General features: G+C 39.0%; 11 protein-coding genes and 2 pseudogenes. 12 read left to right on the top strand and 1 reads right to left on the bottom strand.

Annotation, left to right across the window (positions count from 1 at the left end):
- The 9 genes and pseudogenes from HWV01_RS03310 to HWV01_RS03345 all read left to right on the top strand — a co-directional run bounded on the left by HWV01_RS03310 (window position 1) and on the right by HWV01_RS03345 (window position 8,428).
- A complete protein-coding gene (locus HWV01_RS03310; protein ID WP_211674052.1) occupies window positions 1-1,944 on the top strand; it encodes a nucleoside-diphosphate sugar epimerase/dehydratase in 1,944 nt (647 codons plus the stop codon).
- 198 nt (window positions 1,945-2,142) lie between these two features.
- A complete protein-coding gene (locus HWV01_RS03315; RefSeq protein WP_211674053.1) occupies window positions 2,143-4,032 on the top strand; it encodes a nucleoside-diphosphate sugar epimerase/dehydratase in 1,890 nt (629 codons plus the stop codon).
- A gap of 288 nt (window positions 4,033-4,320) precedes the next feature.
- Window positions 4,321-4,422, top strand: a pseudogene (locus HWV01_RS22355) (helix-turn-helix domain-containing protein); the annotation flags it as partial.
- A 122-nt stretch (window positions 4,423-4,544) separates the two neighbouring features.
- On the top strand, window positions 4,545-4,694 hold the full coding sequence (locus tag HWV01_RS03325; protein WP_211674054.1) for a hypothetical protein: 150 nt from the start codon (window positions 4,545-4,547) through the stop codon (window positions 4,692-4,694).
- A 33-nt stretch (window positions 4,695-4,727) separates the two neighbouring features.
- Window positions 4,728-4,799 (top strand): annotated as a pseudogene (locus HWV01_RS22455) (hypothetical protein); the annotation flags it as partial.
- 9 nt (window positions 4,800-4,808) lie between these two features.
- On the top strand, window positions 4,809-5,054 hold the full coding sequence (locus tag HWV01_RS03330) for a hypothetical protein (protein ID WP_249185431.1): 246 nt from the start codon (window positions 4,809-4,811) through the stop codon (window positions 5,052-5,054).
- A gap of 45 nt (window positions 5,055-5,099) precedes the next feature.
- Window positions 5,100-5,765: a type II toxin-antitoxin system HipA family toxin gene (locus tag HWV01_RS03335; RefSeq protein WP_211674055.1), complete on the top strand. Its 666-nt coding sequence runs from the start codon at window positions 5,100-5,102 to the stop codon at window positions 5,763-5,765.
- 73 nt (window positions 5,766-5,838) lie between these two features.
- Complete coding sequence (gene galE / locus HWV01_RS03340; RefSeq protein WP_211674056.1) at window positions 5,839-6,852, top strand: UDP-glucose 4-epimerase GalE; 1,014 nt, start codon at window positions 5,839-5,841, stop codon at window positions 6,850-6,852.
- 142 nt (window positions 6,853-6,994) lie between these two features.
- Window positions 6,995-8,428, top strand: a complete 1,434-nt coding sequence (locus HWV01_RS03345; protein ID WP_211674057.1) for an MBL fold metallo-hydrolase RNA specificity domain-containing protein — start codon at window positions 6,995-6,997, stop codon at window positions 8,426-8,428.
- 64 nt (window positions 8,429-8,492) lie between these two features.
- Here the strand turns inward: HWV01_RS03345 and HWV01_RS03350 are convergent, their stop codons facing one another.
- Window positions 8,493-9,767: an O-antigen ligase gene (locus tag HWV01_RS03350; protein ID WP_211674058.1), complete on the bottom strand. Its 1,275-nt coding sequence runs from the start codon at window positions 9,765-9,767 to the stop codon at window positions 8,493-8,495.
- 404 nt (window positions 9,768-10,171) lie between these two features.
- On the opposite strand from HWV01_RS03350, the gene pseF reads away from it, so the two are divergent.
- The 3 genes from pseF to pseB all read left to right on the top strand — a co-directional run bounded on the left by pseF (window position 10,172) and on the right by pseB (window position 13,182).
- On the top strand, window positions 10,172-10,885 hold the full coding sequence (gene pseF / locus HWV01_RS03355; protein ID WP_211674059.1) for a pseudaminic acid cytidylyltransferase: 714 nt from the start codon (window positions 10,172-10,174) through the stop codon (window positions 10,883-10,885).
- An 89-nt stretch (window positions 10,886-10,974) separates the two neighbouring features.
- Window positions 10,975-11,994 carry a FemAB family protein gene (locus tag HWV01_RS03360; protein WP_211674060.1) on the top strand — a complete coding sequence of 340 codons (1,020 nt, stop codon included), beginning with the start codon at window positions 10,975-10,977 and terminating at the stop codon, window positions 11,992-11,994.
- A gap of 174 nt (window positions 11,995-12,168) precedes the next feature.
- Entirely contained in the window at window positions 12,169-13,182 is a 1,014-nt protein-coding gene (pseB, locus tag HWV01_RS03365; protein ID WP_211674061.1) for a UDP-N-acetylglucosamine 4,6-dehydratase (inverting), read from the top strand.
- The last annotated feature ends 4 nt before the right edge of the window (window positions 13,183-13,186 follow it).

The raw sequence follows: 13,186 nt of genomic DNA on the forward strand, positions 1-13,186 counted from the left end.
ATGACTCCTTTGCAACATATCTTCTCCCTTAATCGTAGCAAAAAACGTATCGTCAGCGTTGCTATCGATATCTTATTTATCTTTGTTGCATTTTGGTTATCGCTATTTGTTCGTTTAGATAGCACCGATATATTCCTAAATAATCAGAACTGGATGTTAGTGACATTAATATGCCCAATCAGTATCTTAGCTTTTGTTAAGTTTGGTTTATACCGCGCTATATTACGTTATATGGGTTCTAAAGCCTTATCAGCTGTTGTAATTGGTATCGCGATATCTGCAGTTAGTATCGTTGTCTTTGCTTATTTCTTTAACGTTAATATACCCCGTACCGTTCCTATTGTTTATACTGCATTTGCGCTTATCCTTGTTGGTGGTAGTCGTTTTCTATTACGTTCAATTGTAGGCATAAATCTTAAACGTATTGGTGAACCCGTGATCATTTACGGAGCTGGTGTCAGTGGTCGACAATTATTAACTTCATTAATGCAAAGCCATGAATATTACCCGAGCGCTTTTGTTGATGACGATAAATCATTACATGGTTCAAGTATTCAAGGTATTCATGTTTATTCGCCATCAGTGTTAGCTAAATTAGTCGAGCAAAAAGAAGCGAAAAAAATATTATTGGCACTGCCGAGTATCGGTCGTTCACATCGCCAAGCGATATTACGGACGTTAGAACCATTAGCAATGCAAGTGATGACCATTCCTGCAATGGTTGACTTAGTCAGTGGTGATAAACTTTATAGTGATATCAAAGAAGTCGAGATTGAAGACTTACTGGGTCGTGAAGCTATATCGCCGAATAGTGAACTCATGACAGCTAATATCAAAGATAAAATTGTCATGGTCACTGGTGCTGGCGGTTCAATTGGTTCTGAGTTATGTCGCCAAATATTAAAACAGTCGCCAAAAAAACTGATCTTATTCGAACTATCTGAATTTGCGCTTTATGCGATTGACCGTGAGTTAAGCTTAAGCGCTAAAGCGCAAGGGTTAGATATTGAAATCTTGCCAATGATGGGCTCAGTGCAACGTGAAAACCGTGTACAAGCCATTATGCAAACCTTTAAAGTACAAACGGTTTATCATGCTGCAGCCTATAAGCATGTGCCTATGGTTGAACACAACGTTGTTGAAGGTGTACGTAATAATATCTTTGGTACCCTATACACTGCCAGAGCTGCTATTGCCGCTAAAGTCGAAACCTTTGTACTGATCTCAACCGATAAAGCTGTGCGTCCTACTAATGTCATGGGTGCAACTAAGCGTATGGCAGAACTGACTCTACAAGCATTAGCAAAAGAACAGCACAATACTCGTTTCTGCATGGTGCGTTTTGGCAATGTACTTGGTTCATCAGGTTCTGTAGTACCGCTATTTCGTAAACAGATCGCCAGTGGTGGGCCTGTAACTGTCACACACCCTGATATCACCCGCTACTTCATGACAATACCAGAAGCATCACAACTGGTTATTCAAGCGGGCGCTATGGGCAAAGGCGGTGATGTATTTGTATTAGATATGGGTAAGTCAGTTAAAATTGTTGATCTGGCCAGTAAAATGATCCACCTTAGCGGTTTTAGCGTTAAAGACGACAACAACCCAGATGGTGATGTCAGTATCGAATTTAGTGGTTTACGCCCAGGTGAAAAACTTTATGAAGAATTACTGATCGGTGGTAATGTCGCAGGGACTGCTCATAAACGTATCATGACGGCAAACGAGATCCACTTACCTTGGTCTGCACTGCAAGTGTTACTTGATAACCTTGATAATGCTTGTCATCACTTTGAGCATGAAAAAATAAGAACTTTGTTGCTGAATGCCCCGACTGGATTTGCCCCTTCAGATGGTATTTGCGATCTGCTTTGGCTAGAAACCAATGAAAATAAATTAACCAATACAGAAGAAGATAATGTTATATCTTTAGTAAGTTAGTGGTTGTTTAAAGAAAAATAATTTATTTATAATACTAGCAGCATTAATTTGAAAGGCTAATATTGAAGTGTCCCTAATAACTGGACACTCAATATTGGCTTTTTTTATATCAAGCATATAATGTTATCCTCTGCCTGATGTGATAGCAAAGGTTGCTAACTCAGTACCGGCTTTAATTTATATTCTGGATTTACTGTAATGAATAGTTTGAATTATTTTTTTAATTTATCACGCGTCACTAAGCGTGGCATTGCGTTGGCATTTGATGCCTGCGCGCTGGCATTTAGTTTCTTTATCGCTTTTATTAGTCATCCCTCTATTGATGATATAGCCATGACTAATATTGCGCTTATTGTTATTCCATCGATATTGCTTTCTGTTTGTCTGTTTATTAAATACGGAATGTACCGAGCTATCTTTCGTTACTCTGGTATTGAAGCCTACAAAATAAGCTTCGGTTGCATTATTTTCTCCATCATCATTACCTATATTGTGACTAAATTTATGGGTATTCAGTTTCCGTTTGGATTCTTCTTCAGTTACTTCGCTTATGCCCTGATCTTAATTGGCGGCGCACGTATGATGTTACGCAATATGGTATTTCAACAAACGACTAAAAATACAGGCATTCCAGTGCTTATTTATGGCGCTGGCAGTGCGGGTCGCCAGCTTAATTTAGCGTTAATACACTCCATGGAATACCGTCCGATCTGTTATATCGATGACGATAATACGTTGCATCATTCAATGCTGCAGGGCTTACAGGTGAAGTCTGTTGCTGATATTGATACGCTGATCAGTGAGTTTGCTATTAAAAAAGTATTACTAGCGATACCAAGTGCTTCCATTAGCCAGCGTAAAAAAATATTGGTGAAACTTGAACATCTACATATTGAAGTTCTGAGCATACCTGGTACGCCAGATATAATTGACGGAAAATATAAAGTAGATCAGCTTAAGCAAGTGGATATTGCTGATCTGTTAGGCCGTGAAAGCGTAGCTCCAGATCTTGAATTAATGGCCGATAATATTAGTCATAAAGTGGTGATGGTGACAGGTGCTGGTGGCTCTATCGGTTCTGAATTATGTCGTCAAATTATTAATTTAAAACCAACAAAATTAGTATTGTTTGAGCATTCTGAATTTAACTTATATAGCATCGAAAAAGAATTACGAGAATACATCACCGATAATAGTTTGACTGTTGAACTTATTCCGTTAATGGGCAGCGTGCAATTCCAATCTCGGTTAATTTCAGTTATGGAAACCTTCCAAGTTGAAACGGTTTATCATGCCGCTGCCTATAAGCATGTGCCTTTAGTTGAGCATAACGTGGTTGATGGCGTACGTAACAATATCTTTGGTACCTTATATACAGCAAGAGCGGCTATTGCTGCTAATGTCAGTAACTTTGTGCTGATATCTACGGATAAGGCGGTACGTCCAACCAACGTAATGGGCACAACCAAACGTATGGCCGAGTTAGTATTGCAAGCATTAGCGAAACAGCCACACAATACCCGTTTCTGTATGGTACGTTTTGGTAATGTATTAGGCTCATCAGGCTCTGTTGTGCCGCTATTCAAAAAGCAAATTGCTAAAGGTGGACCTGTTACTTTAACGGATAAAAATATCACCCGTTATTTCATGACCATACCGGAAGCTGCGCAGCTAGTGATCCAGGCTGGTGCGATGGGCAAAGGCGGCGATGTGTTTGTATTAGATATGGGTAAGTCGATTAAGATTTACGATCTCGCGGCTAAAATGATCCATTTAAGTGGTTTTGATGTCAAAGGTGACCATAATCCCAATGGTGACATTGAAATAAAAATCACTGGATTACGTCCAGGTGAAAAACTCTATGAAGAGTTGCTGATTGGTGATAACGTTGAAAACACCGATCATAGCCGGATCATGACAGCTAATGAAATCTGCTTAAATTGGAAAGAGTTAGAGCAAATATTAGCAAAATTAGAAATAGCATGTCAGGGATTTGATAATTTAGTGATCCGTGAATTATTATTAGCCGCACCAACCGGGTTTGTGCCAAAAGATGGCATTTGCGATCTGGTTTGGAAGGCTTCTTAAGGATAATTAGAAGCGGAAACATTGAGTTTCAAATTAATCTGTGAAAATGGAACTGCGCTTCTCCAAAATTCGTATGGTGGTGGCCTGATCCTTGATGATCGTATGCAGCGGTGTTGCCTAGTCTGGTTATTATCCTTCTAATTGACAAGCATGCACTGCATTTGTTTGCTATATAGTAACATCTATGTTTTTATCTCTCATTGTTTGCTATATACTAAACTCTAGGAGTGTATATAGTAATACTGATGGATAGATTGTAATGAGCCGAAGAAAGAACAATGGCGTAAAATTGCCTTAGCAAGAAAAGAGCTTAATTTAACGCAGAAACAGCTGGCTTCAACAACAGGTATTAATAAAGCGACACTATCGCAAATTGAAAATGGTAAATTTAGTGGTTCTTTGGATATTTTAGAGCGCTACCTTGATGCGCTTGATTTACAATTAACGGTAGAGCCTAAAAAACGTCAATTACCGAACTGGGATGAACTTGATACTTTGTTTGGGGATGAATAATGACCTTGTCAAAATTACCGCCGAAGATAGACCGCATCCAAATTTATGCTAATAACATCGAACTTGGTTTATTAACCCAAGGCTCTGTCCACCATTTCCAGCCAATACAAACGTTACAACATGTATCTTTGACAATGACTAAACCGTAATTAGATGGTTATAAATCTGGTGCATTACACCCTATATTTCGTCAAAACTTACCAGAAGGTTTTAACCGTCGTTATATAGCCGAAAAACTGGCGCGTTATGCCAATGTCAATGATATGTATTTACTTGCTTTACAAGAAGATAATGGTGTTGGCATGCTGACTTATAAAAGTGAGTTACAGTTACCACAAGTCGATGCTGTATCAATTGATGAGATTTTATCTTATTCAAGTCCAGAACCTTTATTTCCAAAGTTATTGAATCAATATTATTTACGCAATGCCTTGTCGGGTGTGCAGCCAAAAGTCAGCATTCCAAGAACAGATAGGACATCGCAGCAAAAAGACCTTATCGTGAAATAATTTGATGAAGAATTTGATTTGTTAACGGTGAATGAATTTGTATGTATGCAAGCGGCAGAGTATTGTGGACTAAATCCACCTAAGACCTATTTATCTGAAAACTTGGAAAAGTTGGAAACCTTTGTTATTGAACGTTTTGATAAAGAAGATAATGCCTCGTTAGGCTATGAAGACTTTACAACACTACTGAAAAAACCAAATAACCCAGATGCAAAATACACTGGTAGTTATGAAACCTTACTCAAAGCCACGCATTTATATACTGATAACTTAAATGAAGTAAAAAAGATGTATAAGTTGATCGTATTTAATTGTCTGATTGGTAATGGTGATGCTCATCTTAAAAACTTTGCATTGCAATACACCCCTGATATGCAAAAGGTATTCGTCTCACCGCCTTTTGATATTACCCATACGCTGATTTATGACACCATTGATAATAAAATGGCATTGAAATTAGCCGGTAGTAAAGTCTTTCCAGACAAAGCAGAGCTGATTAAATTAGCCCAGTGCGGTGATTTTAAAATGCGCGACGCAGAACAAATGATTGATCATTTAGCGGCTGGTATTTTGGATTATTTAACCAAGAGCAATGAAATTAAATTGTTTGTTGGGTTACGCCAATCTATAGAGTTGTCAGTTGCCAAAGTCATGTCGGTTAGCTTTAGTAAAAGTACATATCGACATGATAAAAAACGTAAATTTACTTAAAAAAGACAGTATGATGATAACGAAACCGTGCTCTCTTACTCTAAATCACAATTATTAATCTACAGGGAAATTCATGACAATTTTAGTCACAGGTGGTGCAGGTTATATCGGTAGCCACACCGTATTGGAGTTATTAAACAGCGATCAAGACGTGGTGGTGATTGATAACTTATGTAATTCAAGAGAAGAATCATTAAAGCGCGTTAAAGCGATCACTGGTAAGTCAGTAACCTTCTATCAAGGTGATGTACTGGATAGTGAATTATTAACTCGTATCTTCACTAAACATGCTATTAAAGCAGTGATCCACTTTGCCGGTTTAAAAGCGGTAGGGGAGTCTAATCAGATCCCGTTAACTTATTACCGTAACAACATTGCGGCGACGGTTAACATCTTAGAAGCGATGACGGTGCACAATGTAAAGAACTTTGTATTTAGTTCTTCTGCTACTGTGTATGGCGATCCAGCCTCTGTGCCCATTGATGAAAGTTTCCCAACGTCTGCAACAAACCCTTATGGTCGTTCTAAGTTAATGGTCGAAGAGATACTTGCCGACCTGTATAAGTCTGACAACAGTTGGAACATTGCCCGTTTACGTTATTTTAACCCAGTGGGTTCACACGACAGTGGCTTGATTGGTGAAGATCCGAATGACATCCCTAACAACCTTATGCCATACATCTCACAAGTTGCTGTGGGTAAACTGAAGCAATTAAGCGTGTTTGGTGATGACTATGCAACGGTTGATGGCACTGGCGTTCGTGATTACATTCACGTGGTTGATTTAGCATTAGGGCATTTAAAAGCTTTAGACAAGCTAATGACTAACCCAGGTTTAGTGACGTATAACTTAGGTACAGGTCAAGGTTACAGTGTATTAGAAATGGTTAAAGCCTTTGAACAGGCTTCGGGTAAAACAGTCGCTTATCAAATATCACCACGTCGTGAAGGTGATATTGCGCAATGTTATGCTGCAACCGATCTTGCCGAGCGAGAATTAGGCTGGAAAGCAGAGCGTAGTATTGCTGATATGACCGCAGATACGTGGCGCTGGCAATCAAATAATCCCGATGGCTATAAGCTGTAAAGTATTATTAAGCGCTAAAGCCGTACTTAAATAAGCGCATTGACCTATTACCTTCCTTGGAATCTATCTTTAAACTAATAGTTCTATTATTTCTAAATTGATAGCTCTATTTATCGTTTAATGACTTTCCAAGGACGGAACAATGCGTATTTTACATCACGGTGCGGTCAATGGTGTGACCGGGTCTTGTCATCAGCTATATATGAATGATTATAATTCAGTGCTGATCGACTGTGGTTTATTTCAAGGTTCTGAAGCCGCTGGTAACAACAATAAAGACCAACACGCTATCGATTTTAATGTGCGCACCGTTAAAGCGCTTATCATCACGCATTGCCATATCGATCATGTCGGTCGCATTCCTTACTTATTAGCCGCAGGGTTCACTGGCCCTATTTACACGACGGAAGCAACAGCAGCGCTCCTTCCCCTTGTTATCGAAGACGCCCTTAAAGTCGGCGTTACCCGCGATAAAAAACTCATCCAAGCTTGCCTTTCATTATTACAAAAACAGCTTATTCCTGTACCCTATCAAAAGTGGTGTTCCATTGACGTATTAAAAATACCCAAAGAGGATATAAGTGCAGATGACGTTTGTTATCAACGCCAAAAGATCCGTTTTTGTCCAGCTGGGCATATCCTTGGTTCTGCCTATGTCGAAATCGAACTCGCCACCGATAAACCTATTCACCGTCACCGTGTTGTATTTTCCGGTGATCTCGGCGCTTCCTACAGTCCATTATTATCATCCCCCCGATCGCCATACCGCGCCGACACCTTAATTATTGAAAGTACCTATGGTGACAAAAGGCACGAACACCGTAATCAACGTAGCCAAAAGTTACAAGCCGTCATTGAACATGCGGTGAGTGATAATGGTGTGGTCTTGATCCCCGCATTCAGTATTGGTCGCACCCAGGAACTACTCTACGAAATCGAGCAATTTATTCACAGCGCCCCAGAGACGAGTTTATGGAAAAATATTGAAATAATCGTCGATTCGCCAATGGCAGCAAACTTCACCAGTAAATACCGCGACTTTAAAGTCTTGTGGGATAAAGAGGCATTAGGCAAGTTAAAACAGGGTCGCCATCCACTGGATTTTGAGCAACTTCACACCATCGACAGTCATCAGGATCACCTCAGCGTAGTGAAATACTTATCTAAACGTAAGAAACCCGCAATTGTTATTGCTGCCAGTGGTATGTGCAACGGTGGCCGTATCGTTAATTACCTCACGCAATTTTTACCTGATGCCACTGCCGATGTGATTTTTGTGGGTTATCAAGCCCAGGGGTCCCCAGGTCGAGATATCCAACAGTATGGACCAAGGGGTGGCTATGTTGAGCTTAACGGTAAGCGCATAAGCATTAATGCCGATATTCATACCATTAGTGGCTATTCTGCCCATGCAGACCAGCAAGACCTGCTTAACTTTGTAAAACACATCAAACATAAACCACGGGAGATACGTATTGTGCATGGTGATGAAAGGGCGAAAACGGTGTTTGCGGAAAAGCTTGGGGAACTGGTGCCGGATGCGCAGGTATTATTGCCAAGTAATAAGGTATTTTAAATTTGAAAGGAGAAGAGTGATAAACAGGTTATAACTCTTCATTTTAGCGGCATTATATTTAACGTTACGTATTAGCTTTAGCATATAACGCTGTATTTTTGTAATTCGACACTTGGGATATACAGATAGTCATCAGTATAAAGTAAGTTATAGATGCTAAGGTACTCGACAGCGATACATCACCAATACCACTTATTATATAACTGACTATCACAAGTAAACCACTGAGTGAATAAGTCGGATTGATTAATTTATTCTTAAGTAGAATATAGCCAGGGATTAGTAATAATAGTATTACTGTGAACAAACCAAAAACACCTCGATTGCCGAGGGCTTGAAAATATATTGAATGGAAGTGTGTTTGCGTTTGCTTAGCCATATATCTAGCTAAGTAGCCTTCATCATATAACTCGCCCATTCGTTTTTGTGCTGGAAAGGTACCGTAACCAAAAATGGGCTTTTCCTGTGCTAAGGCTAATGCTCCTTTCCATAGTTCTAAACGAATCGCAGTTGAGGATATTTGGTTTTCTGAATTTGAATTCATATGAGTGATGAAATTGTGTGAAGCATAAGAGAATCGGGAGCTAAGTGGATTGCTGCCGATAGACGTTAGTGCGATGGAACCGAGCACTAGCAGACAAATAATACCCGCATATGCCTTTTTCGACACACGTTTAAAATTAGATGGCATCAATAAGAAAATTAAGACAACAGTCAACAGCGCTAGAGCTGCGCCTTTAGAACTCGAAATTATCACAGTAGAAGCGCCTAAGAGTAATCCACTATAAGTTAAAATACGAAGCTTGATATTGTTGGTATGAATATTGGGTAAAGTAAAAGAGATAACGGCAACAATGGCAATCATTAATGGATTTATATTAAACCCGGCATAGTTAACTCGGTCAAATCCTGTCATTTGTTCGTTAATCATGATTATAAAAGCAATGATAAGGCTTAAGGAAAAGCTAGCATAAACAAATTGCTGTTTTGGTTTAAAACGGATCAAGAACGCACCAGCAAGCAGTAATGGTATGCCTCTGGCTGCTTTTTTTACACTGGAGATATCCCCGCTTGCTTGTATTAGGCTGATAATATGCGGAATAGTAAAAATGATAATCGCTACTGCTAATAACGTTAAGTTTTTATGCCAAGTTAACTTTTTATAAAATCCTGCTGTAATAGATATGACGAGTAAGATTATCGTACCAAGAATATATCCCTTCGGATATAGAAAAATAAGTAAAGCACAGATCACCACCCCTGCTGTTGATAGGGTTGTCCAGCCAGAGGACGGCTCTGGTGCTAAATTGTCTTGTGTGTGATTTTGTTCAATATTCATTGTGTTACTACTTTAAGCTATTTGTGAATGTTATGAGACAACGTTAAGTCATGCTGACAGTAGTCTTTAAATGACTTATTGATAAGGTTGTTTTTAATTGAGCGATTCTTACACTTATCAGTAATAAAGTAAATTATAATATGATCCGGTTTGATCTCTAAATTTGAAGGCTGAATCTATCATGGTTATTCACATATAAGAAGATAGTTTGATATACTTCACTTTGTTTTACATTGTAACTAAAATGATTTAGTCAATCTGACATAATGTAATTACAACAAGCTGTTTCTGAATCTCAATTTTTAGTTTTATGTACATAGTGACCTATAACAACAGCATATTATCAATATTTGTAGAATTTGCTAATGCTGTATTTGGTTGGCGTATATAAAGGATACTTGAGTATGAAGATAGCGATCATCCCAGCCCGTGGAGGCAGTAAAAGAATACCGCAAAAGAATATTAAATTATTTTGCGGTAAGCCCATCATCGCTTACTCAATAGAGGCTGCTTTAGCAAGTGGGTGCTTTGAGCGAGTCATTGTTTCTACCGATAATCAAGAGATTGCCGATATTGCTTTACAGCATGGCGCCGAAGTCCCTTTTTTTCGTCCTGCATGTATTGCTGATGATTATGCGACCACAATTGAAGTGATACAGCATGCTATAATTACACTAGCATTGGAGGACTCGGCTTTAATTTGTTGCTTGTACGCAACAGCTCCTTTCATCACACCGAGAAGCTTAGTTAAAGGACTTGAAATGTTAACTGCGGAAGGGTTGGATTATTGTTTTAGTGCCACTGAGTTCACTTTCCCTATTCAGCGTGCATTTCGGCTGAATCAGACGGGCAGGGTTGAGATGTTTCAACCTGAATATTTTAATACGCGCTCTCAGGATCTTGAGTCTGCTTATCATGACGCTGGACAATTTTATTGGGGTACCTATGGTGCCTTTTCTGCGGGGAAACCTATTTTCTCATCAAACGCGAAGCCTTTAATTTTGAACGCATCTCAGGTTCAGGACATCGATACAAACGACGATTGGAATAAGGCGGTGTTTTTGTATGAGTTGTTGCGACGTAATGATTCGGTTGATGATGCCTTAATAATGCTATAATGTTCGCCATTTTGGCTATGGCTTCGGTAGATGCTATTGTCAAAGACTAAAACGCTTAGTTATTCATGCTTGATTGGATTAGATAATATATGAATTTTGATAGTATTAAAGAATTGATAAAAAATAGTGGGTTAACCGTTCGTCATCTTGATGAGTCTCGGGATGACTGGAATGTGGTTCTGTCAGCTGCACCAAATCATATGGTTGATTATGATCTGGATACTATTGACTATCATGATTTATATTTTTCGTCAGCGCTCGAGTTTCAACAACAATCAATGATTTTTTATGCTAGCGGTAAACCTGTTGCTGTATGGCCATTGAGTATTTCACAGTCTGACACTAAAGTTAGTTTAGGCACTAGCGGTTGTGAATTGTTACCCCCGCTATTAATTCCTAATTTGGCTGAAAAAGTCGCTAAAAAGGTAGTTAATTCAGCGCATTTGATCTTAGCTGAAATCAGAACTGCAAAATCAGCAAACTGCACGTTTAAATATAACATGCTTAGTGAAGGGTGTTCGCAGTGGTATAAATCATTACAAGACCAATATAAACGGCTTGATGTTACGCATTATTTATACATTGATCTGAAGCTTGATTTGCAGGTGATTAAAGGTGGATTCAGAAAAAGTTTTCGACCGTTGGTGACGAAGGGATTACGCAGTTGGGATATTAACGTTATTACAGATAGCTGTCCTGCTATTTTTGAAGAGTTTAGGTTACTGCATATTGCTGTAGCGGGACGTGAGACTCGTCCCCAGTCAACCTGGGATGCTCAGCATGCCGCGATACTATCGGGACATGCTTTCCTTGTTACCTTAAGAGATGATGTCGGTGAGTTAGTGGGTGCGGGTTATTTCATGATCAATCAACAACAAGGTCTATACGGTGTTGGTGTTTATAAACGGGAACTGTTTGATCAACCCTTGGGCCATGCTGTGCAGTATAAAGCGATTGAGTATATGAAATCGCAAGGGTTGACGACGTATTGCATTGGACAACGACCTTATCCGTACGATCGTAATACACCGACAGAGAAAGAAGTTCAAATTGGTTACTTTAAAGAAGGGTTTGCAACCCATATGTACCCTGCATTTATCTTTGGTTAACAGGGCTTCATTAACATTTAACGTATCGACTGTATTTTTTTATGCTCGAGAAGAATATAATAACCGCCATAAACGCGGATTAAATCAGAATATCATGTTAACACGCCATTGTTTTTTGGCGTTTTAACGCAGTCATTTTAAATGATTATAATTTAAATAAAAGATGGTGAAATAATGCTTAATAATAAATCAGTTCTTATTACTGGTGGCACAGGGTCATTTGGTAAAAAGTTTATCGAAACCATTTTAGCTCGTTATCCAGATGTAAAAAAAATCATCATCTACTCTCGTGATGAGCTAAAACAATCAGTCATTAAACAGCAGTATCCAGATTTTGATTATCCTCAACTGCGTTTCTTTATTGGTGATGTGCGAGACAAAGCGCGCTTAACGCAAGCCTGTGAAGGTGTCGATGTTATTATTCATGCTGCCGCCATTAAACAAGTAGATACAGCAGAATATAACCCGACAGAATGCATACGTACTAATGTCGATGGTGCTGAAAACGTCATTCACGCTGCGCTGGCTTGTGGTGTCAATGATGTCGTTGCGCTTTCTACAGATAAAGCTTGTGCACCGATCAATTTATACGGTGCGACGAAACTAACGTCAGATAAGCTTTTTGCTGCAGCAAATAACATACGCGGTTCTAAAGACATCCGTTTTAGTGTTGTTCGTTATGGTAACGTGATGGGCTCGCGTGGTTCTGTGATCCCATTCTTTATGGATAAGAAAAAAGACGGTGTATTACCGATTACCCATGAAGAAATGACACGTTTTAATATTTCGTTACAAGATGGTGTAAATTTAGTTATGTTTGCACTGGGTAATCACCTTGGAGGCGAAATATTCATTCCGAAAATCCCTTCATACAAGATCCTTGATGTTGCAAAAGCGATTGCACCTGAATGTAAGCAACGCATTGTTGGTATTCGACCTGGTGAGAAGTTACATGAAGAGATGCTGACTGATACCGATTCTTTAAATACGATAGATCTTGGTCCTTATTACGCTATTTTACCTTCAGTATCATTTACTTATAATGAGCAGGATTACCTTTCTCATCACAAGGCTAAAAAAGTACCCTTCGGATTTAGATACACTTCGGGTACTAATACAGAGTGGGAAACGGTTGAGAGCTTACGAGAGTTAATTAAAGAGCATGTTGATGCTAATTTTGAAGTGTGAGTAA

Origin of the sequence: Moritella sp. 5, from assembly GCF_018219455.1 — a bacterium.
In the GTDB taxonomy this organism is placed as follows: domain Bacteria; phylum Pseudomonadota; class Gammaproteobacteria; order Enterobacterales; family Moritellaceae; genus Moritella.